General features: G+C 70.8%; 18 protein-coding genes and 2 riboswitches. Of the genes, 6 read left to right on the top strand and 12 right to left on the bottom strand.

What is annotated here, in order from left to right; translation table 11 throughout:
• Positions 1 to 53 precede the first annotated feature (53 nt).
• From CGQ25_RS02745 to CGQ25_RS02765, 5 genes are all read right to left on the bottom strand, one after another.
• The gene (locus CGQ25_RS02745) at positions 54 to 965 is read right to left on the bottom strand and encodes a ribonuclease HI family protein (RefSeq protein ID WP_208711701.1); all 912 of its coding nucleotides are present in this window, start codon (positions 963 to 965) and stop codon (positions 54 to 56) included.
• A gap of 79 nt (positions 966 to 1,044) precedes the next feature.
• Positions 1,045 to 1,335 (bottom strand): WXG100 family type VII secretion target, encoded by a 291-nt coding sequence (locus tag CGQ25_RS02750; protein WP_208711702.1) that lies wholly within the window; start codon positions 1,333 to 1,335, stop codon positions 1,045 to 1,047.
• A 148-nt stretch (positions 1,336 to 1,483) separates the two neighbouring features.
• Complete coding sequence (locus tag CGQ25_RS02755) at positions 1,484 to 3,037, bottom strand: cell wall metabolism sensor histidine kinase WalK (protein ID WP_208711703.1); 1,554 nt, start codon at positions 3,035 to 3,037, stop codon at positions 1,484 to 1,486.
• Positions 3,038 to 3,039: 2 nt separating this feature from the next.
• Positions 3,040 to 3,753: a response regulator transcription factor gene (locus CGQ25_RS02760; RefSeq protein WP_208711704.1), complete on the bottom strand. Its 714-nt coding sequence runs from the start codon at positions 3,751 to 3,753 to the stop codon at positions 3,040 to 3,042.
• Between the two features lie 58 nt (positions 3,754 to 3,811).
• Complete coding sequence (locus CGQ25_RS02765; RefSeq protein ID WP_208711705.1) at positions 3,812 to 4,276, bottom strand: MarR family winged helix-turn-helix transcriptional regulator; 465 nt, start codon at positions 4,274 to 4,276, stop codon at positions 3,812 to 3,814.
• A gap of 41 nt (positions 4,277 to 4,317) precedes the next feature.
• On the opposite strand from CGQ25_RS02765, the gene CGQ25_RS02770 reads away from it, so the two are divergent.
• The gene (locus CGQ25_RS02770) at positions 4,318 to 5,439 is read left to right on the top strand and encodes a phosphotransferase (RefSeq protein WP_208711706.1); all 1,122 of its coding nucleotides are present in this window, start codon (positions 4,318 to 4,320) and stop codon (positions 5,437 to 5,439) included.
• Positions 5,440 to 5,452: 13 nt separating this feature from the next.
• On the opposite strand, the gene CGQ25_RS02775 is transcribed toward CGQ25_RS02770, so the two are convergent.
• The 6 genes from CGQ25_RS02775 to CGQ25_RS02800 form a co-directional block, all read right to left on the bottom strand.
• Positions 5,453 to 7,384 (bottom strand): multicopper oxidase family protein, encoded by a 1,932-nt coding sequence (locus CGQ25_RS02775; RefSeq protein WP_208711707.1) that lies wholly within the window; start codon positions 7,382 to 7,384, stop codon positions 5,453 to 5,455.
• Positions 7,385 to 7,408: 24 nt separating this feature from the next.
• Positions 7,409 to 7,870 (bottom strand): DUF6220 domain-containing protein, encoded by a 462-nt coding sequence (locus tag CGQ25_RS02780; RefSeq protein WP_208711708.1) that lies wholly within the window; start codon positions 7,868 to 7,870, stop codon positions 7,409 to 7,411.
• A gap of 245 nt (positions 7,871 to 8,115) precedes the next feature.
• On the bottom strand, positions 8,116 to 9,873 hold the full coding sequence (locus CGQ25_RS02785) for a hypothetical protein (RefSeq protein ID WP_208711709.1): 1,758 nt from the start codon (positions 9,871 to 9,873) through the stop codon (positions 8,116 to 8,118).
• Positions 9,874 to 10,057: 184 nt separating this feature from the next.
• Positions 10,058 to 11,779, bottom strand: coding sequence for a DNA repair helicase XPB (locus CGQ25_RS02790; RefSeq protein ID WP_208711710.1), 1,722 nt, complete (start codon positions 11,777 to 11,779; stop codon positions 10,058 to 10,060).
• Between the two features lie 48 nt (positions 11,780 to 11,827).
• Positions 11,828 to 14,230 carry a helicase-associated domain-containing protein gene (locus CGQ25_RS02795; RefSeq protein WP_208711711.1) on the bottom strand — a complete coding sequence of 801 codons (2,403 nt, stop codon included), beginning with the start codon at positions 14,228 to 14,230 and terminating at the stop codon, positions 11,828 to 11,830.
• Between the two features lies 1 nt (position 14,231).
• Positions 14,232 to 14,513: a hypothetical protein gene (locus CGQ25_RS02800; RefSeq protein WP_255405529.1), complete on the bottom strand. Its 282-nt coding sequence runs from the start codon at positions 14,511 to 14,513 to the stop codon at positions 14,232 to 14,234.
• Between the two features lie 184 nt (positions 14,514 to 14,697).
• On the opposite strand from CGQ25_RS02800, the gene CGQ25_RS02805 reads away from it, so the two are divergent.
• A complete protein-coding gene (locus CGQ25_RS02805; protein WP_208712837.1) occupies positions 14,698 to 15,072 on the top strand; it encodes a cold-shock protein in 375 nt (124 codons plus the stop codon).
• Between the two features lie 2 nt (positions 15,073 to 15,074).
• Positions 15,075 to 15,593 carry a DUF3027 domain-containing protein gene (locus CGQ25_RS02810; protein ID WP_208711712.1) on the top strand — a complete coding sequence of 173 codons (519 nt, stop codon included), beginning with the start codon at positions 15,075 to 15,077 and terminating at the stop codon, positions 15,591 to 15,593.
• A 73-nt stretch (positions 15,594 to 15,666) separates the two neighbouring features.
• On the opposite strand, the gene serC is transcribed toward CGQ25_RS02810, so the two are convergent.
• Complete coding sequence (gene serC / locus CGQ25_RS02815) at positions 15,667 to 16,800, bottom strand: phosphoserine transaminase (protein ID WP_208711713.1); 1,134 nt, start codon at positions 16,798 to 16,800, stop codon at positions 15,667 to 15,669.
• 197 nt (positions 16,801 to 16,997) lie between these two features.
• On the opposite strand from serC, the gene CGQ25_RS02820 reads away from it, so the two are divergent.
• The 3 genes from CGQ25_RS02820 (at position 16,998) to CGQ25_RS02830 (ending at position 20,062) form a co-directional block, all read left to right on the top strand.
• A complete protein-coding gene (locus CGQ25_RS02820; protein WP_208711714.1) occupies positions 16,998 to 17,693 on the top strand; it encodes a metal-dependent transcriptional regulator in 696 nt (231 codons plus the stop codon).
• 192 nt (positions 17,694 to 17,885) lie between these two features.
• Positions 17,886 to 18,124, top strand: a riboswitch (cyclic di-AMP (ydaO/yuaA leader).
• Between the two features lie 6 nt (positions 18,125 to 18,130).
• The gene (locus CGQ25_RS02825) at positions 18,131 to 18,958 is read left to right on the top strand and encodes a M23 family metallopeptidase (protein ID WP_208711715.1); all 828 of its coding nucleotides are present in this window, start codon (positions 18,131 to 18,133) and stop codon (positions 18,956 to 18,958) included.
• A gap of 178 nt (positions 18,959 to 19,136) precedes the next feature.
• A riboswitch (cyclic di-AMP (ydaO/yuaA leader) is annotated at positions 19,137 to 19,314 on the top strand.
• 19 nt (positions 19,315 to 19,333) lie between these two features.
• Positions 19,334 to 20,062 carry a C40 family peptidase gene (locus CGQ25_RS02830; protein WP_208711716.1) on the top strand — a complete coding sequence of 243 codons (729 nt, stop codon included), beginning with the start codon at positions 19,334 to 19,336 and terminating at the stop codon, positions 20,060 to 20,062.
• The last annotated feature ends 94 nt before the right edge of the window (positions 20,063 to 20,156 follow it).

Consider the following 20,156-nt stretch of genomic DNA (forward strand, 5'->3'; position numbering starts at 1 on the left):
GAAACCTGCTCCTCCCGGTCGGCACAGCGGCGGGTGGGCGGGGGGGAAGGGGCTCAGGATTCTGGGGTGCCCTGATGGAAGCGGAGGCGCCACCGGTCGTCGCTGCGCTGCCAGAGGGAGCTCCTCAGGGTCGCCCCCGCCGCCCCGACGGCGCGGTAGAGCACCTGGATCGCGTCCTCCGAAATGGGGGATGCGTCGATGAGCTCGAACCGGACCTGCAGGTCCGGCGCATCGACCAGTTCCTCGATCAGCTCCTCGCGGCCCCAGATCCGGCCAGACGCGCCGACCTCCCGATATTCCGGGTGGAGGAGGTAGGCGAGCTGGCCGTAGTCGGCCCGGACCTCGGGGTTGAGCAGTTCCTGCTCGAGTTCTACGACTGCGGTGACGTCACGGTCGTCCCCGCGGTCGGCCGGTTCGTCGCCGGGGCCCGCGAAGAGCTCGGGTTGGTCGATGGTCGGAGCCGGGCCGGCCCCGGAGGCCGGAGCCTCCGGGCGGCGTGCAGCGGCAAACCCAGGTCCCTCGGCCGGTTCCGCTCCCGACTGGTAGGCGAGGGCAACGGCCCGCGCGCGCCCGTCGGCGGCCTCGTTCAGCTGGTGGCCCGCGTGGCCCCGCACCCACTCGAAGGTGTACTTCCGCCCGACCAGCTCGGCGTCGATCTGCCGCAGGAGGTCGACGTTGAGCACAGGCTTCCCGTCGGCCTTCTTCCAGCCGCGCCGCTTCCACCCCGGAATCCACTTCGTCACGCAGTTGATGACGTACTGGCTGTCGCACAGGACGTGGAGCGGCTCGTCGGGGACGTGGGCCGTGGACCGGAACAGGTCCAGGACGGCCATGAGCTCGCCCTGGTTGTTCGTCCCGTGCGGCCAGCCCCCGGCGTGCCAGCGCTCCTCGTCGATGTACCAGGCCCAGCCGGCCGGGCCGGGGTTGCCGAGGGCGGAGCCGTCGGCGGCGGCGGTGATGGTCATGGCCTCCATCCTGCCAGACACGGCCGACAGCCCGGGCGGCCCGTCCCCAGCTGCGGAGCGGGTCGCCGCGGAGGCACGATCAGCCGGCGAAGCGGCGCGCGTTGTCGGTCTCGATGGCGCCGTAGGCCGACCCGGCGCTGCGCAGCGCGGCGCCGATCTGGCCCAGGGACGTCTCGACCTGCGCCTGGGTCCGCGCCCAATCCCCGGCCAGGATCTGGAAGCTGTTCGACGCCTGGCCCTCCCAGCTCCCACGGAGGGCCTCGAGATTGTTCCGCAGCGCCTGGACCTCCGCCCTCACCCGCTCCGAGGTCGCCAGCACCGCCTGGGCGCTCGAGTCGATCGCCTCGGTGTCCACCTTCATGATCGCCATCTCACTCCGCCTTCCGTCAGGATCCGCGGCCCTCGCCGCGCCTACCCTGCCGAGCCTAGGAAGGCCTGCCACCGGAGAGCAGCGCAGAGGACTCCTATGTGGACAGATGGCGCGAGTCTGGGCCTGTGGAGGACCAGTGGGAGGCGCGCTATGCGCCCCGCCCGCCACCCGCCGTCGTGCGCGGCGCCGTCCCGGGGCTGCCGGCTTCCTCGCGCGCGACGCCGGTGGACGTGGGCGGTTCGGCCGGGCGCTCGGGCACGACGACGTACGGCAGCTCGATCACGAACGTGGCACCGCCGCCGGGGGTGTCCTGATGCCGCACAGAACCGCCGTGCGAGGCCACGATCGCGGCGACGATCGCGAGCCCGAGGCCGGTCCCGCCGGTGTCGCGCGCCCTCGAGGTGTCCGCCCGGTAGAACCGCTCGAAGATCTTCGCGGCGTCCTTCTCGGCGATCCCGGGCCCGTGGTCCCTCAGCTCGACGGCGGCGACGTACCGGCCGCCGGCCGCCCGCGTCCCGACGGCGATCTCGAGCGGCGAGCCGCCCGGCGTATACCGGAGGGCGTTCCCCACGAGGTTCCCGATGACCTGACGCAGGCGGGCCTCGTCGCCCAGCGTCGGGGCGGCCGCCGGCCTCGCGCCGTCCTCGAGTCCCACGAGCCGGATCGCGCGCTGGGGGGCCGAGGCCTGGGCGTCCACGACGGCGTCGTGCGCGAGAGGCAGGAGGTCTACCGGGCGGAGCTGGAGCGGGCGCTGCTCGTCGAGGCGGGCGAGGGTGAGGAGGTCCTCGACCATGGTCCCCATGCGCTTCGCCTCGCTCTCGATCCGGCCCATCGCGGTGGCCACGTCCTCGTCCTTGGCGAGGGCCCCGTGGCGGTAGAGCTCGGAGAAGCCGCGGATGGTCACGAGGGGCGTGCGCAGCTCGTGGGAGGCGTCGGAGATGAAGCGCCGCATGCGGGCCTCGGAGGCCATCCGCGCCTGGAACGCCACCTCGATGTGGGACAGCATCGCGTTCAGCGACGAGGAGAGCCGCCCCAGCTCAGTGCCAGGCGCCTCCTCGTCGACGCGCTGGGAGAGGTCCCCTGCGGCGATCGCGGCAGCCGTCTTCTCGACCCGGCGCAGCGGCCGGAAGGCCCGGGTCACCGTCCAGGTGGCGATCACGAACGCCGTGGCGAGCGTGATGATCCCGACGCCCGCGGTGAGCGAGAGCGTGTGCGCCACGGCCTGGTCCACGCTGGTCAGCGGCAGGCCGATGATCATCGCCGCGGGCTGGTTGGTCTCGATGATCCGCACGGGAATCGCCGTGTAGCGCCAGTCGATGGCCCGGTCGGTGCCGCGCGTCTGCAGCACCTGCCCCGACTTCTGGATGGCTGCGGCGTCCGCGACGCTCATCGCGGGGACGTCGGGGCGCCCCTCGGTGTCCTCAGGCTGGATGTACGTCTGCGGAGACCCGCCCTCGGGGTACAGCACGAGGATGTAGTCCTGCGGGATGAGGGGATTGACCTCGGTCAGGAGCTGGATGTTCTGGTTGTCCCGCGCGAACCCGGAGGCGGTAGCGAGCTTGAGGTCCAGCTGGCCGATCAGGTAGGTCTTCAGCTGGGTGACGGTGGCCGCGGCCGTGAAGAAGATGGCGCTCGTGAGCAGGACCATCATGATCGCGACGAGCTGCGTCCGCAGCGACGTCCTCTTCCACGCGGCCAGCACGGTCAGCGCTTCTCCGCCGTCCGCAGCACGTACCCCACTCCGCGCTTGGTCTGGATGAGGCTCGGCCCGTTCGCGTCGACCTTGCGGCGCAGGTAGGAGATGTACGACTCCACGATGGAGGCGTCGCCGTTGAAGTCGTACTCCCACACGTGGTCCAGGATCTGGGACTTGGACAGCACCCGGTTCGGGTTGAGCATCAGGTAGCGCAGGAGCTTGAACTCGGTGGGGGAGAGGTCGATCGTGACCCCGCCGCGCCGCACCTCGTGGGCGTCGTCGTCGAGCTCGAGGTCGTCGACGCGGAGCACGGCGTCGTCGTCCAGCAGCGGCTGGGTGCGGCGGAGGACGGCCCGGATGCGCGCGACGACCTCGTCGAGGCTGAACGGCTTGGTGACGTAGTCATCGCCGCCGACGGTGAGCCCCTGGACCTTGTCCTCCGTCTCGTCCTTGGCGGTGAGGAACAGGACGGGCACGTGGCGCCCGGCCGCGCGCAGCTTCCGTGTGACGGTGAAGCCATCCATGTCCGGGAGCATGACGTCCAGCACGACGAGGTCCGGAGCCTGCTCCTCCGCCGCGGTGAGCGCCTCCCGGCCGTTGCCGGCGGCGATGACCTCGAAGCCGGCGAAGCGCAGGGAGGTGGACAGGAGCTCGCGGATGTTCGGCTCGTCGTCGACGACGAGCAGCTTCGCCTCGGGTTCGGTCTTCTTCACGCTTCCCATGGTGCGTTCAGTTTCTGAGAATTTTCTGGATGGTTGCTGTGTGCTGATTGCGGCTGGCCTAGACGGCAGGTGCCGGCGGCGCCGGCGCTGCCGCATTCGGCTCGGCGGGCGACGGCGTCTGGCTGAGGCCGGCGATCTCCTCGAGGGCGGCGCGCATCGCCGTGTACCGCTCGGCGCCGATCGCGGCGCCCCATGCCGCCTCGATCTCCTCGACGGCGGCGAGGGCCTTCGACGCGATGCGGCGTCCCGCGGGCGTGCGCCGGACGATCTTGGCCCGGGAATCGGCGGGGTCGGCAAGCATCTCGACGAGTCCCTGCTCCTCGAGCGCGGCCGCGAACTGCCCCGCCCCGGCCTTGCTCATGCTGGCCAGCGCAGCCATGTCGCCCACCCTCACGCCGTCGTCCGGAACGAGGGTCAGGTAGCGCAGCTGTGACGACCTCAGCCCGCTGCGGTCCCTCGCGTAGAGCTCGGCGCGGAACGCTTCGAAGACCGCCCCCAGGAGATTCGCGATGTTCTCCGCCATCCCCCTAGTGTAGGGGAAAGTAAACATGCTTTACTTTCGGCATGGACGCCTCTCAGGAGGCTCAGGCGGCGAAGTTGGGCCGGGCGCAGATCGCCCTCGATGAGCTCGCGGCCATAGCGGCCCGCGCGGCGGGAACGCACGACGGCGCGCGGCAGCTTGAGCGGCTGACGGTCGAGCCCGTGCCGGGCGAGGTCTACAACATGACCACCGAATGCCTCCACCGCGTCGGCGGGACCGTCGACGGACTCCCGTTCTCCCTCATCGTCAAGGTCTGCCGCAGCCCGCTCTACTGGCCCGGCATCGCGCAGGTCCCCGAGGCTCTCCGGGAGTATCTCGCCCAGGTGATCAACTGGCGGACTGAGCTCGACGCCTATACCGGCCAATTGGCCTCGACCCTCCCGGAGGGCATGGCCATGCCCGTCGTCTATCTCGTCCGGGAGCTGCCCGGGGAGTACGCCGCCATCTGGATGCAGGACGTCCTCGAAGGCCCAGAGCCGTGGGACGAGGCGCGTTTCGCCCGCGCCGGCTACCTCCTGGGCCGCTTCGCCGGCACCCCCGGCGTGCAGCGCCCACCGGAGCGGCCGCTCCGGTTCTTCTACGAGGGCGCGGCGCGGCACGTGTTCATCCCGCGGCTCCTCAGCCGGGAGCCGGAGGACAACCCGGTCATCGCCCAGGCCGCCGACCCGGCGCTCCTTGCGGACCTGCGCGCCTTCGCGCTCCGCGCCGAGGACTACCTCGCCGAGCTCGAGGCCCTGCCGCGACTCCGCGCGCATGGGGACGCCAGCCCGCAGAACCTCTTCGCGTCGGACGGCTCTATGACCGCCATCGACTGGGGCTCCTACTCGCTTCAGCCGGTGGGGTTCGACCTCGGCCAGCTGCTCGCCGGGCGAATCAACAGCGGCGAGCTCGGACCCGACGCCCTCCGGGCACTGGCTCCTCTCGTCCAGGACGAGTACGCCCGCGGGCTGGAGGATGCGGGCACGAGGATCTCGCGCGCCGTCGTGCGCCGCGGCCACGTGCTCTCGATGGCGATCTTCAACTGCCTCTCCGCGCTCTCGCCGCGCGAGCTGGCCGACGGCGACTCGCCGGCCCTGCGCGAGCGCCTGCGCACGCGCGCGGGGATGGCCCGGTTCCTCCTCGATGCGGTGCGCGAGACCGCGTAGGCCGGGGCGCGCACTACTCCGGGCGGTTCGCGGAGCCGGCGTCGTGCCGGAAGGGGGTCTCGACGCCGTCGTAGGCGAGGTGGAAGACCATCCCCTCGCGGGCGTGCTGCAGGTTGTGGCAGTGGTCCATCCAGATGCCGGGGTTGTCCGCGGTCAGGAGGACTGTCCAGATCTGGCCGGGCCGGACGTCGAGGCTGTCCATCCGCAGGTCCGCGGCGGCTGCACGGCCGTCGACGCTCAGCACGCGCACGTGGTGGCCGTGCGGATGCATCGGGTGGACCTCGCTGCTGCGGTTGATGACCGTGAGCTGGACGCGCTCGCCCTCGCGGACCACCAGGGGCGGGATGTTCGGGTACACCGCGCCGTCCACGGTGAAGGCGAACCGGGGCACGCCGTCGACGAAGCGCAGGAGCCTGTCCACCGTGTAGGCCACTGTCCGGTCCGGTGCCGGAGAGGGCTGCGCCGCGGGCGCCCCGTACCCGGCCAGGTCGATCTCAGGCCCCTGGACGAACCGGGGCACGGAAGCGGGAGCCGGCGTCCCGTCCGGTGCGAGCACGAGGGCGCCGCCGCGTGATCCCTCCACGGCCACCTGGACCGGGTGGTCGGGCATGGTGAGCACGACGTCGTAGCGGCCACCCGCTGCGAGCGGCAGGACCGTCTGGGCGAGCTCCGCGCCGCCGGGGAGCTCGCCGCCATCGACTGCCGCGAGCCGGAAGGCGGCTCCCGCGACGCTGAAGCGCTGGGTGAGCTGGTCCGTGTTGATGAGCCGGACGCGCACCTGGCGGCCTGAAGCGACGGTCTCCGTCCACACGCCGGCATGGCTCCCGAACAGGGTGGCCCCGCCGATGGTGTGCACAGGGACGGTGAGGTCGGCGACGGAGGGGTCGCGCCCGTCGGCAGGGTCGACGACGAGGCTGCCGTAGAGGCCCAGCGGCTCGTTCCCGGCCGCGTTCTGGTGCGTATGGTACCAGTAGGTGCCGGTCTGCACGGCCGGGAACTCGTAGGTGAACGACTGGCCCGGCATCACGGCGTCCTGCGTCACGCCCGGGACACCGTCCATGGCGTTGGGGACGTCGTAGCCGTGCCAGTGGAGCGTCACGCCATCGGGGACGCTGTCGTTGACCAGGGTGACCCGGACCGTGTCGCCCTCGGTGGCGCGCAGTGCGGGGCCGGGGAGGGAGCCGAACGTGAGGGCGTCGACGGTCTGGCCGCTGTCGAGGGTGACCCGCTCGCTCCTGGCGTGGAGTGTGTAGTCGCGCACTGGCCCCTGCGGCGCCCCTGCGCGGAGCGTGTCGACGCCGCGAGGAGGCGCGTCGGTGGACGTGGTGGTGGAGGCAAGGGTCGAGTGATGGGACGCGGCATGGAAGGCCGACGGTGCGGCCGCGCGGCTGTCCATCCACGCCACCGCGAGCGACCCGGCGATGAGGGCCACGCCGAGGACGCCCGCGGCCTTGATGGCGCGATGCCGCCAGCCTCGGGCGAACCCGGTGGCCGCGGCGGCCGCGCCCAGGAGCGCGACCGCCGCCAGAACGGCGGCCGGAAGCCAGCCGGCCGGCGTTCCGAGTGTCACGACGGCGAGGAATCCGGCCGTCGTCAGGGCTGCCGCCAAGGCCAGGGCAGGGAGCTTCAGCCGCGGGGCCGACGGGGGGATCAGCGGCGGAAGCACGACGGCGGCGAGGCCGGCCAGGCAGCCCGGTGCGGTGAGCGCTGTGGCCCCCAGGAGGCGGTCGCCCACGAGGGCCGGGACGGCCGCGAGCAGCAGCCCGAACCGCAGGACCCCGAGGGCGACCGCGAGCACCGCGGCCGCGGTGGGTGTCCAGACGGGGAGCCAGCCCGGGGCCGTCGGGCTGCGTCTGAGCACCGCCGCGGCCAGCGCCCCGATCCATGCCGCCGCGCAGGCGGCGGCGAGGATGAGGTCGATGCCGAGGACGGCCGATCCGGCCATGGGGTGCCTCCTGGGGCCGCCTGGTCAGGCGGCGGCTGTCTCGGCGGGCGTGGCGGCCGGCCTCGGCGTGGCTCCCGTCTTGTCGAGACGGCGGGCCCGCAGCAGCAGCCAGTAGCAGCAGAAGATGATCAGCAGGCCCGTGACCGCGTGGGTCGCGACGGCCCACGCGCCGGCGATGGTGGGGTTGTCCGGGCCGGCGCCGGTGAGCAGGCCGCCGACGATGAAGACCAGCAGCTGGACCCAGGTGAGTGCGAAGATCCCGACGGTGAGCCAGATGGTGTTCTTGCCCGCCTTCGCGAGCGCGGCACACAGGATGGCCACGAGTGCCAGGAGGCGCAGGACGACCTGTCCGTTGAAGGCGTGGTAGTCGAAGGACTCGTGGTTGGGGATGAGGTCCAGGGCGAACGTGCCGAACGCGGCAAGGTAGAGCTGGGCGATGGTGTCGAGGAAGAGGAGGGCAGCGACGACGAGGAATGCCTTGCGCATGGGGGGCTCCAGGGGAGAGTGCGAGTGTCCGGTATGGGCCGTCGGCCGAGGCCTCGCGCTCCGGCCAGAGCGCTCATGACGAGGCCTCAGAACATTCCCAGCACCTTCAGGGTAGGCCGGTGGGTACGCGTTGTAAAGATGGTTTAGCTAATTGATTGATGAACTCGAAGGAGGTTCCCTAAGCGGTACAGCGCCCCCGGTTCTGTGGGTCGGGGGCGCTGTCCTTTCTGGTGTTCTAGACGGGCTCAGCCGTTGGTGATGGTGAAGTTCTCAACGCCGCAGGCTGACGAGGCCGTCAGGTTGTTGGCATCGCCCGAGTAAGTCGATGCCCAGCGCCATGTTCCTGCCGTGGCGGCGTGGAACGTGCTGTTGGTGGTGCTGTACGTGCCGTTGCCGCTGACGGGCACCGTCTGCGTGAGGGCCGGTGTGCCGGAGCAGGTCGCGTCGGTCGGAGCGTACAGGTTGAAGGTGATCGACCCGCCAGGGGTTCCGAATCCGCCGGACAGCGTGAAGTTGTCATTCGGGATGAGGTCCTGGGCGGTGGCCACGGTCGGCTGCGCCTTGGTCACGACGAGATGCTCCTCGGTGCAGGTGCTGGAGGCGCCGTTGTTGTTGGCGTCGCCGCTGTAGACCGCCTGCCAGTAGTAGTCGCCCGCAGAGTTGAACGTGATGGCGTTCGAATCCGGGATGACGCCGTTGGTGACGGTCATGGTACCGGCGGCTTGTGCGTTCTTGGCGCAGGCGCTGTCACTGTAGACCGTGTACGTGACGGTGCCGCCAGCGGTGGCCGTCGCTCCCGTGAGGGCGGCGGAGTCATGGACGGCGGTGCCCACCGCGACCGAAGTAGCGGAGAGCGTGGTCGCGATCGTCGGGCTGACGTTGATGTGGTTCGTGTAGGTGCAGTCGACATTGCCGCCCAAGCCCATCGTGACGTTCACGGTGGCGCCGCTGACTGCGTAGCTAGTGCCCGAGCCGGTTGCGGTGCAGGCAACGCTCTTGAGCGTCCAACCTGCTGTAACCTGTGCGGCGGTGAGATTCTCGGTGACTGACGATGCTCCCGCGGCGACGGAAGTGTACTGCTTCTGTCCGCCGTTGCTCAGGGTGAAGGCACTGGTTCCGATCTTGCCCGTCGGCGCGTAGTTGAAGGTCGAGTCTCCGTTCTCGGTGACCTTGTGGATCGTGATCGTTCCGCAGTTGGAGATGTTGACGGGAATCGGTGCGATGAAGTCCTTGAGTTCCGCCGTGAACGAGGACGACGACCTGCTCTTGACGAAGGCGCTGCCGAAGGACTCGCATGTCCCTTCAGGGATGACGCCGGCGCCGGTCAGGTCGATCGCTGCCTCGCCGAACAGGCCGGTGCCGATGTTCGTGTTGAGGAACGGCTCGGACACGGAAGCGCTATTCACAGCGCCCTCGGCGTTCGTTCCTGTCAGTGTTGCGTGCTTGCCCCAACACGGCAGGGCGTTCGCGGAGAAGCATTGGCCGACGGTGTTGCCTGCGGCGGCCGTGAGCCACGTGTTGATGCCAAGCGTCGGGGTGCCGCTGCCGCCGAAGTCGTAGGTGACCAAGAGGTCGCCCGCTGTCCGGTTCAGGCTCACCGGTCCCGTAGTTGATGCCGTGAACCCTGTGGTCGGGTTCTGGCTGATTTCGAAGTCGAGATTTGCGTTTCCGATGTTGACGAGCCGTTCCCAGCCCAAATAGAGGTAGACGTGGCCGTTGGATCCGGTCTCGGACGCCTCGTAGAACCTGGTGAGATCGTTCTTGTTGGGCGGAATGGAGCCGGTCACGACCGTGGCGTTGGGGTCGTCTTCCTTGGTCCCTTGGCCGAACGAGTTGTCGGTGCTGCCCGAGGGCTTGTCGACGCCGGTGTTGAGGCCGGCCACATTGGCCCAGTCGGTGTTGCCGGGAGTGTTGACGGCCAGGTTCCCGTCGGAGCCTTCGAATAGGCTGCCACTGAGGTTCGCCTGCGCCGACGTCGCGCCTGCCATCACGAGGGCGGTCACGGCGATACAAGCACCCCACCGGGTGCGGTGTGTGAGTTTCATGGGGGATGTGCTTTCGCGGGTTTCTTCACGAGAAGCGGTCCGGCCCCAGCTGCCGTCCGTGGGACCGCCGAAGCGGTACGTCCCAGCCATCGGCCATCTACTCATCTGTGACGTAGCTCACAATGAGCTGGGAAAACGCCTGTTATGCAATCTCCCCGGCGTCGAGGATCCGGTAGGCGTACCCCTGCTCGGCGAGGAAGCGCTGCCGCTTCGCGGCGAAGTCCGCGTCGAGGGTGTCGCGCGCGACGAGCGCGTAGAACCGGGCGCCGCGGCCGTCAGCCTTGGGCCTCAGAAGCCGCCCGAGCCGCTGCGCTTCCTCCTGCCGCGACCCGAACGAGCCCGACACCTGGATTGCCACCGACGCCTCCGGCAGGTCGATGGAGAAGTTGGCCACCTTCGACACCACCAGCCGCCGCTCCTCGCCTGCGCGGAACGCGTCGAAAAGCCTCTGCCGCTCCTTGACACTGGTCGCCCCCGTGATCACGGGCGCGCCGATGCGCTCGCCGATCTCCGCCAGCTGGTCCAGGAACTGCCCGATCACGAGCAGCTGCTCGTCGTCGTGCTTGGCCACGAGCCGCTCCACGACGTCGGTCTTCGACTCGCTCGCGGCGCAGAGCCGGTACTTGTCCGCCTCCTCCGCCATTGCGTACGCCATGCGCTCGTCGCGCGGCAGGTCCACCCGCACCTCGATGCAGTCTGCCGGTGCGATGTACCCCTGGGCCTCGATGTCCTTCCACGGCGCGTCGTACCTCTTCGGCCCGATGAGGGAGAACACCTCGCCCTCGCGACCGTCCTCCCGCACGAGCGTGGCCGTGAGGCCCAGGCGCCGCCGGGCCTGCAGGTCCGCCGTCATGCGGAAGATGGGCGCGGGGAGCAGGTGCACCTCGTCGTAGACGATGAGGCCCCAGTCGTTCGCGTCCAGCAGCTCGAGGTGCGGGTAGAGGCCGCCGCGCTTGGCGGTGAGCACCTGATAGGTCGCGATCGTGACCGGCTTGACCTCCTTCACCGCGCCCGAGTACTCGCCGATCTCGTCCTCGGTCAGCGTCGTGCGCTTGAGGAGCTCGTCCCGCCACTGCCGCGCCGAGACGGTGTTCGTCACCAGGATGAGCGTGGTGGTCGAGGACTGCGCCATCGCCGCCGCCCCCACGAGGGTCTTCCCGGCACCGCACGGAAGCACGACGACGCCGCTGCCGCCCGCCCAGAAGTTCTCCGCCGCCACCCGCTGGTACGGCCTCAGTGACCACCCGCCGCCCGCACCCGCGGACGACGCCGGCGACCCGCCGCCGTCGTGCGTCCCACCGGCGGCGTCGGTGCCGGGGGCGGCCGTCACGGTCTCGGTGAGCGCGATGGGATGCGGCGTCCCGTCCACGTACCCGGCACGGTCCTCGGCAGGCCACCCGAGCTTGAGCAGCGCCTGCTTGAGCGCTCCGCGCTGGGAGGAGTGCACCACGGTGGTCTGGGGGTCGATCCGCGGGCCCAGCATGGGGACGATCTTCTTGGCCCGGTGGACCTCCTCGAGCACGGGGAAGTCATCCGAGCGGAGCACGAGCCCGTGCACCGGGTCCTTCTCGAGCCGCAGCCGCCCGTAGCGCGACATCGTCTCCTCGACATCGATGAGGAGGGCGTGCGGGACGGGGTAGCGCGAGAAGCGCAGGAGCGTGTCGAGGACCTGCTCGGCGTCGAGGCCCGCCGCGCGCGCGTTCCAGAGCCCCAGCGGTGTGAGCCGGTAGGTGTGCACGTGCTCGGGCGCGCGCTCGAGCTCCGCGAACGCCGCGATCTCGTGGCGGGCCTCGGTGGCCTGCGGGTGGTCGACCTCGAGGAGGATCGTCTTGTCGCTCTGGACGATGAGCGGTCCGTCGCCCATGCGGGCCTCCTTCCGGCGATCGCGGCGGCGGCCCGGCGCCGCGGACCGTCAGGCCAGCTCGACGTCGATGATCCGGTGCACGCTCAGCACGCGTTCGGTCTCTCGTTCTGGGTCGAAGACGCGCACGCGGCCGGCAGAGATCGACACTGGCCGGAGCTCCTCGACGCTCGAATTGCCGAGCGCGTCGACGATGTTCAAGCGTACCGCCCGCTTGAGCCGGATCGCCTTCTGCAGCGTCTCGATGCCCATCAGCGGAGCTGCCTCGTCCCCGTTGAGGCCGACGGGGGACTGCGTGCGCAGGATCGCCAGCTGGGCCTCCACGGTTTCGCTGTCCGGCTGCTTCGGACGCGGCGCGGGCGTGGGGAGCGGGCTCGCCGCGGTGCGGCGCCGCAGTCGGACCACCGGGTCCAGCGACGCGTCGACGGCGGGGGAGAGCCCCAGCTCGCGGAGCACCACGGCGACCTCGCTCGGTGAGGCGTTGCTCACGACGACGGTCGGGGCGATCTGCGTCAGGCCCAGCGGGCGCGCAGCCGGGTCGGCGAGGAGGCCCGCGAGGGCTGCCTCGTCGTCGCTGGCGATGAAGCTGCCCGCACGGCCGACGCGGATCCGCCCGTGGCGCGCTGCCGTGTCGTCCACGAGGTAGGCGAGGGGCTGGGGGACCGGGGTCGACGAGTGCTCGGCGAGGAAGGCGTGGATCGACGCCGCGTCCTCGCCGGCGTCGAGGGCCCGGCGCAGGCTCGCGGCAGAGAAGCGGTAGATCGTCGCGGGACCGCGTCCCTCGGGCACCGCCAGCAGCGCGAGGCGCCGCGCGAGGACCGGGTCGAGGTAGCCGGGCGCCACGGCGGTGAGGTCCGCCTGCAGCAGGACCTTGTCCACCCCCGCGGGAAGGAACTCCTCGAGGCACTCGCGTGCCGCGTCGAAGTCGTCCCGGAGCACGGCCTCGCCCACGGACGTGAGCGCCCCAGATCCGGTGAAGCCCAAGAGCGCCGCTTCACCCAGGACCATGTCGAGCAGGCCGCGCAGCCTGCGCCCCAGCCGCGGCTGGAGCCAGTCGATCCGCTGGCGCAGGGCCTCCGGCCCGGCCACCGTGCACCGGCCCCTGGCCTGCGCTGTGCCGCGCGCACCGGACTCTGCCGCGATCTGCGCCATGACCTCGAGCACGCGGCGCCGCACGGCCGGGGCGTCCGGGCGCTGGCCCTCCCCGGAGAGCGGGGAGAGCTGGTCGCTGCCCTCGGCGGACATCGCGAGGGAGGGCACCCGGTGCGTGTCGAGCCAGACTGTCGCGAGGATGAGCCACTGCTCGGGCCGCGGCAGCGCGAGCCACGCCTCGGCACCCGTGGCACGCCATGTCGAAGTGTCCGGGTCGAGGCTGAGCACGCCGGCCTCCGAGGCGAGCTCGAGGGCGAACACCGCGGGGTCCGGGTCCGTGCGCAGCGCCGTTGCCAGCCGCCGCAGCTCCCTCGTGCCGACGCCACCGGCGCGGAGCGTCTCGATGGGGCGCTCCGAGGCCTCGACCGCGAGCGCGCTCACCGTCCGCAGGACGTCTCCGATGGCCCCGAGGGCAGCGTTGCGGCGGAGCGCCTCGGTCGTCGTCGTGGTCTCCACGGGAGGCGGCGTGAGGGAGAGCTCTGGCACGATCCTGCCACCGCGCAGTGCGAGGCCCACCGGGCGCGGAAGCTCCACGTGCTCGTCGTCGAGCGGGACCAGGAGGCCGCGGGAGAGGAGCCAGTCCACCGGGTTGTCGGTCCGGCGGCCGGGGCGGATGCGGGCAAGCGCATGGGGCACCGCGCCCACCGGCCAGTTCTCGAACTTCGCCAGGACCTCGGCGGTCCGCGGCGGAGCGCCCTCGAGGGCCTCCGGAAGGGCCGCCCACCGCTCGAGGGCGTACGCGGCCGCGATGTGGTGTTCCACAGGCTGCTGCTGGACGGCGCCGGGGATCGCGTTCACGATCGCCGCGGCCCGGTCCGAGAACAGGGCTGACGCCGCGGTCAGGTCCGTGTAGGAGCGGCCGAGCCCGGCCGGGTAGCTTCCGAGCACCTCGCGGATCCTGGCGACGGGCAGGTAGTAGCGGCGCCGGCTCCCGGAGGCCGAGTGGATGGTGTCCGGCGGGTCCGCCCGGTAGATGAGGGCGAGCTGCGAGAGGGCGGCCAGGACGGACTCGAGCGTCCCCAGCGTCGCGTTGCCCACGGCGTGGCGGAGCTCGACGGCGCTGCCGCTGCGGCCCTCGTCCTCGTTGGTGGTCAGCACGAGCGCCTCGAGCACCTGGAGCTCGGGCTTGGACAGCGCTTCGAGGGCGCGCTGCAGGCTGACCCTCGCGCAGGCCCGCGCGGCGAGCGCTGCGAAGTCCGGCACCCCAGGCATGATGAGGTCCGGCCGTGCCGCGAACAGGTGCCTCAGGGAGTCGTTGCCCCGTGCGGAGAGCTCTTCGGCGAGCGCGCGGATCGAGGACATCTCAGCGCCGCTTCCTCTCGAGGACCGTCCAGACGACGGCCGCGGCCATGATCAGGAAGGCGACCGGCAGCCCGTACAGGGCGACCGACGCGACCCAGGTCGGCGCCGCGCTCCCGGACGCCGCCAGGCCGAGGGTCACCGCCCAGGCTCCCAGTGAGACCACCGCCAGGACTCCGCCGACCACGGTGAGGAGGCGCAGCCGTCCGCGCACGTCGTCGTGCATCCCCGGGCCCGCCCCTGCCGGTCTGTCGGCGGGTCCCCCGTCCGAGTGAGAAGGCACCATGGCCTAAACCTAACAGTGAGTTGCCCGGCCGACGGGCAAGGGGCCTACTTTGCGCGCGTGAGCCAGTAACCTAGGAGCAGTACAGCAAGCGCCCGTGACGGGCCCGGGCAGGCCTCTGCGCCCGCCGACCCGCCGTGCCACGGCGGCGCTTTCCTTCGAGTCCTCACAGATGGGGGTTGTGGCAGTGCCCACTGGCAAGGTCAAGTTCTTCGACAAGGCGAAAGGCTTCGGCTTCATCGCCGGCGACGACGGTCAGGAGGTCTTCCTGCCCGGGTCCGCCGTGCCCGCCGACGCCGAGATCAAGACCGGGACGAGGCTCGAGTACGGCATCGCCGACGGCCGCCGCGGCCCGCAGGCGCTGTCCGCGAGGGTCCTCGAGAAGCTGCCCTCCGTCGCCCGGGCCAAGCGCATGCCGGCCCGTGAGCTCGCCCCGATCGTCCAGGACCTCGTCAGCGTCCTGGACAACCTCTCCGGCCAGCTGTCCAAGGGCACGTACCCGGACAAGGGTGCCTCCATCGCCGCCGTGCTCCGCCGGGTCGCGGACCAGCTCGAAGCGTAGACATGGCCGACGCGAGGAGAACCGCCCCGAAGGGCCTGCCGACCACCGCCGATGGCATCCCCATCTGGCGGATCGGCAAGCCGGATGCCTTCCTGGCCGCCGCGGTGGGCGAGGCGCGCGCGGCCCTCGCCGACGTGGCCCGTCCCGAGGACATCGGGGAGCACGTCGCGGCCAAGAGCGAGGGCGAGCGCGTGGTCACCCACCTGTTCGAGTCGCTGCTGCCCGGCTACCGCGGCTGGCAGTGGTTCGTGACGGTCGCGCGCACCTCCCGCTCCAAGGTGGTCACGGTGAGCGAGGTGGGCCTGGTCCCGTCCAAGGACTCGGTCCTCGCTCCCGAGTGGGTGCCGTGGGCGGACCGCGTGCGTCCGGAGGACCGTGCCCGCGCCGAGGCGGAGGTCGCCGAGGCTGCCCCGGCTCAGCAGGCGCACGACGGCGACGGCTCGCCCGAGGCTGAGGGCTCGCCTGCCGCGGCCGGAGCGGAGGGCGGCTCCGAGGAGGCCGCGCCTGCCGCTGAGGACTGAGCGACCCAGCCCTGACGGAAGGCGGGCCTCCACCTGCGAAGGTGGAGGCCCGCCGTCGTGCGTCGGACGGTGCTCAGCCCTGGAGCTGGCCCACGACCCAGTCGATGGACTGGGTGAGCTTGGTGACGTCGTCCGGCTCGATCGCCACGAACGTGGCGATGCGCAGCTGGTTGCGGCCGAGCTTGCGGTACGGCTCCGTGTCCACGATCCCGTTGGCGCGGAGGACCTTGGCGACCTGCGCGGCGTCGACCGAGCCGTCGAAGTCGACGGTCGCGATGACGTTCGAGCGCTCCTCGGGGTCGGCCACGAACGGCGTGGCGAAGGCCGAGGCCTCGGCCCAGGAGTAGACGCGGCCCGCGGAGTCAGCAGTGCGCTTGGCAGCCCAGTCGAGGCCGCCCTGGCCGTTGAGCCACTCGACCTGGGCGTTCAGGCCCACGAGGGTCGTGAGGCTGGGCGTGTTGTACGTCTGGTTCAGCTTCGAGTTGTCGATCGCCGTCTTGAGGTCCAGGAAGTCCGGGATCCACCGGCCGGAGGCCTTGATCTCCTCGGCGCGCTCGAGCGCGGCGGGAGAGAACAGCGCGAGCCAGAGCCCGCCGTCGGACGCGAAGTTCTTCTGCGGGGCGAAGTAGTACACGTCGCTCTCGGAGACGTCGACGGCGAGGCCGCCCGCGGCGCTCGTGGCGTCGATGACGACGAGCGAGCCGGCATCGGCGCCCTCGACCCGCTTCACGGGGGCGGCGACGCCGGTGGAGGTCTCGTTCTGCGGCCACGCGTAGACGTCGACGCCGGCCTCGGCCTTCGGGGAGGGGCGCGTCCCCGGCTCCGAGGCGATGATCGAGGAGCGCTCGAGGAACGGCGCCTTGTCCGTGGCCTTGGCGAACTTCGAGCCGAACTCGCCGAAGGAGAGGTGCTGTGCCTTGGAGCGGACGAGGCCGAAGGAGGCGACATCCCAGAACGCCGTCGAGCCGCCGACGCCCAGGACCACCTCGTAGCCCTCGGGCGCCGAGAAGAACTCCTTGAGGCCCTCGCGGACGCTGCCGACGAGGTTCTTGACGGGGGCCTGCCGGTGGGAGGTGCCGAGCAGCTTCTCACCCGCCGCCGCGATCGCGTCGACCTGCTCTCGACGCACCTTGGATGGCCCTGCTCCGAAGCGTCCATCGGAAGGCAGGAGCTCGGCGGGGATCTGAAGCTGGCTGGTTTCGGCCACGGTGAAGCCTCCTTGTGGGTCAGGGTGGAGGCGGAGGCCGTGCCCTTCGCCCCGGGTCAAGTCTGCCGCACCGGCATTGGTGTCGCGAACCATTGCGCCCGGGAGTCCCGTCTAATCTGAGCGGTTCAAAATAAGCTAGAATTGCGGCAGCGACGCCGTCCGCACCGCCCCACCGCCCGAGGAGCTCGAAGCACCGCATGTCCGACCTCATCGACACCACCGAGATGTACCTGCGCACCATCCTCGAACTCGAGGAGGAGGGCATCACCCCACTGCGCGCGCGCATCGCCGAGCGGCTCCGCCACTCCGGCCCCACCGTCTCCCAGACCGTGGCGCGCATGGAACGCGACGGCCTCGTGGTCGTCTCGGGAGACCGGCACCTGCAGCTGACCCTCGACGGCCGCAGGCGGGCGGTCGAGGTGATGCGCAAGCACCGCCTCGCGGAGCGTCTCCTCTCCGACGTGATCGGGCTGGACTGGCCCTACGTCCATGACGAGGCGTGCCGCTGGGAGCACGTCATGAGCGAGCGCGTCGAGCGCCGGCTGTACGAGCTGCTCGGACGGCCCACCGAGTCGCCCTACGGGAACCCCATTCCTGGCCTCGAGGCCCTCGGCGGCACCCCCTCCGAGGGGTTCGCCGACGGCGTCGTCACGCTCGTGGAGGCGATGGACACCTATGCCCCGGGTTCCCGGGTTGTGGTGAGCCGGCTCGCCGAGCCGATCCAGGTGGACCCGGAGCTGCTGGCCCAGCTCGATGAGGGCGGCATCCGTCCGGGCGCCACGGTCGCCCTCGAGCGGGTGGGGGACTACATCTCGGTGCGCGTGGCAATGGTCGACGGCGCGCTGGAACTGCCGGTCGAGGTTGCGGCGCACGTCTTCGTCTCGGTGGCATAGCTGGCCCACCAGGCGCGTAGTTACTGGGGAGTCGCACAAGGCCTCACACAAGAGGACAAAACCTCTACTCGGTGGAGTAACCCGTCAGACGCCAATTTGATGTGAGCTTCCTCTCACTAAAGGTCACGAAAGCGTTACATCGGGTTTGAGTTCCTCTATGCTGGAAGACAAGCGCCGAGACTTCGGCGTGATCCCAGCCGCACGCCGAGCTCTGCCAGCGGACCGGGATGCAGCAATCCAAGGCAGAGGCGGGGGAACCACCAGCGGCGGCCGAGGCCGCCTTGGGGTGAAGCCCGCAGCACGCTCGGGACACTGGCATGCAGGATCCATCCGTGGATACCCGTGTGCCCAGACCCGTGCGGCTGGGCCGAGTCCGGACTCTCTGGCTCGAACCCGACAGCTAACTTCGCAGGCGCTTGACGAGAGAGGGAATTCGCTTGAGCCAGCAAGCTGTCCGCGGTCGACGTCGCGCCCAGTCGCCGTCGTTCGCTGAGGTCGACCATGCAGCGGGCCTGCGCCCGCGGGACGCCAGCAGACGCGGCCGCCGCGCCGCCGAGCGGCAGAGCCCCGTCCGCCAGCTCGCCGAGATCGCCTCGGTCGCCGGGGTCGGGCAGAAGGCCGGGGTCGCGCTCGCCGCGACGGGCCTTGTCCTGACCGTGACGGTCCCCACCGCCACCGGTGCCATCGAGGCCGGCGCCGCCTCGAAGGCTTCCCAGGTCGTCGACACGGCCGTCCTGCCTGCAGTCACGGCGCCAGAGGACGCCTCCGTCGCCTTCAGCCGGGCCTCCGTAGGCAGTGCGCTCAACCCCGACGGCCAGCTCCAGCAGATGCTCACAGCCGAGTCTGCCAAGGGTGTCACTCCGGCCCAGGCCCAGCACTCCCTCGGCGCCCCCCTCGACTCCATGGAGAAGACCTCGCCCTTCGGCTACCGCGTGAGCCCCATCAGCGGGTGGGCCGCCGAGTTCCACCGCGGGCAGGATTTCGCCGCCCAGTGCGGGACCGCAGTCAAGGCAGCCGCCGGCGGAACCGTGACCTTCGCCGGATGGCATCCCTATGGCGGCGGGAACCGGGTCGTGATCGACCACGGCAACGGGCTCGAGACCACCTACAACCATCTCTCCTCGTTCTCGGTCTCTGTGGGCCAGAAGGTGGACCGCGGGGCGCTCATCGCCCTCAGCGGCACGACCGGCGCCTCCACCGGCTGCCACCTCCACTTCGAGGTCATGGTCAACGGCGACGTCGTCGACCCCAACGGCTGGCTCTGAGCCGCTTCAGCGGCCCTCTCCTGCCCTCCAGGGCGCGTGCTTTCGGGCGCGCGCCCTTCGTCGTGTCCTTTTCGTGATCCTCGATAAACACACCGTGATCCGAATGTGACATATGGTCCGGTGTCCTGTAGGGTCGTTCCTGTTCCAGCTCCTACCAAGTTGGAACATTCGGAGAGAATGCCTAGCTCTGCCACTCTCCGAAGCCGTTCGCACACACCGCTTGGCAGAGGCGGGGGAACCACTTCTGGTCCTCTTCAGGGAGGGCCTTGGGGTTAAGCAGCCCGGCGCGAGCCGGGAGGCCGGATACTTCCAATCCGAACCCGACAGCTCACCTCGTAGGCACTGGGAGAGGCTACTTCTGTGTCGTCACGCACCATGACTGCGCGCCATCGCGCCGTACCGGTCCGCACCCGTCCGCTCGAGGCTGTCGCGCAGGCGGTGTCCGACAATGCAGGCACCATCGGCCGCCAGGCGGCCGTCATCGCCGCGGCGTCCGGGCTGATCATCAGCGCCGGGCTCCCCGCGCAGGCTGCAGAAGCCCAGCGCGAGGCTTCCGCCCTCTCCGACGTGGCCAGCACTGCTGTGCCGAGCGTCGTCGCGTCCACCGATGCCCAGGTCTCCTTCGAGCGCCCCGCCGTTGAGTCGGTCGCCGCGCCCGTCGTCGAGCCCGTCAAGACCCAGTCCACCGCTCCGGCCGCACAGACGCAGACCGCTACCGCGCAGGCCGCGGTCGCGACGAAGTCGTCGCCCGCTGTGGACGCCACCGTGAACGCCGCCGGCTCGAGCCTCGCGGCGATCGCCTACACGGGCATCGGCCACCCCTACGTCTGGGGCGGCAACACCCCTGCCGGCTGGGACTGCTCGGGTTTCACCCAGTGGGTCTACGCCCAGGCAGGCATCAGCATCCCGCGTGTCCAGGCATGGAGCATCATGCGCCAGACCGCCACTCCGGCCCCCGGTGACCTCGTGGTCCAGAACGGCGGCGCCCATGTTGGCATCTACGTCGGCAACGGGATGATGATCAGCGCGCTCAACCCCTCGCAGGGCACGCTGCTGCACGCCGTGGCCGCGACCGGCTCGTCCGTCTTCTACACCCTCAGCTGAGAACCATCCACTTCCGGGCGCGGCGGTGACCCCCGCTGCGGCGCCCTCCGAGGGCCGTCCCCCTGCGGCCTGAGGGACACGAGAGAGAGAACTC

This window comes from Sinomonas sp. R1AF57 (genome assembly GCF_002224485.1).
GTDB lineage: Bacteria > Actinomycetota > Actinomycetes > Actinomycetales > Micrococcaceae > Sinomonas > Sinomonas flava.

Excerpts from the sequence above, each read along its gene's own strand:
- CGQ25_RS02745 (WP_208711701.1), bottom strand. The coding sequence starts at position 965 with ATGACCATCACCGCCGCCGCCGACGGCTCCGCCCTCGGCAACCCCGGC.
- CGQ25_RS02750 (WP_208711702.1), bottom strand. The coding sequence starts at position 1,335 with ATGGCGATCATGAAGGTGGACACCGAGGCGATCGACTCGAGCGCCCAG.
- CGQ25_RS02760 (WP_208711704.1), bottom strand. The coding sequence starts at position 3,753 with ATGGGAAGCGTGAAGAAGACCGAACCCGAGGCGAAGCTGCTCGTCGTC.
- CGQ25_RS02765 (WP_208711705.1), bottom strand. The coding sequence starts at position 4,276 with ATGGCGGAGAACATCGCGAATCTCCTGGGGGCGGTCTTCGAAGCGTTC.
- CGQ25_RS02770 (WP_208711706.1), top strand. The coding sequence starts at position 4,318 with ATGGACGCCTCTCAGGAGGCTCAGGCGGCGAAGTTGGGCCGGGCGCAG.
- CGQ25_RS02775 (WP_208711707.1), bottom strand. The coding sequence starts at position 7,384 with ATGGCCGGATCGGCCGTCCTCGGCATCGACCTCATCCTCGCCGCCGCC.
- CGQ25_RS02780 (WP_208711708.1), bottom strand. The coding sequence starts at position 7,870 with ATGCGCAAGGCATTCCTCGTCGTCGCTGCCCTCCTCTTCCTCGACACC.
- CGQ25_RS02790 (WP_208711710.1), bottom strand. The coding sequence starts at position 11,779 with ATGGGCGACGGACCGCTCATCGTCCAGAGCGACAAGACGATCCTCCTC.
- CGQ25_RS02795 (WP_208711711.1), bottom strand. The coding sequence starts at position 14,230 with ATGTCCTCGATCCGCGCGCTCGCCGAAGAGCTCTCCGCACGGGGCAAC.
- CGQ25_RS02800 (WP_255405529.1), bottom strand. The coding sequence starts at position 14,513 with ATGGTGCCTTCTCACTCGGACGGGGGACCCGCCGACAGACCGGCAGGG.
- CGQ25_RS02810 (WP_208711712.1), top strand. The coding sequence starts at position 15,075 with ATGGCCGACGCGAGGAGAACCGCCCCGAAGGGCCTGCCGACCACCGCC.
- CGQ25_RS02820 (WP_208711714.1), top strand. The coding sequence starts at position 16,998 with ATGTCCGACCTCATCGACACCACCGAGATGTACCTGCGCACCATCCTC.
- CGQ25_RS02830 (WP_208711716.1), top strand. The coding sequence starts at position 19,334 with ATGACTGCGCGCCATCGCGCCGTACCGGTCCGCACCCGTCCGCTCGAG.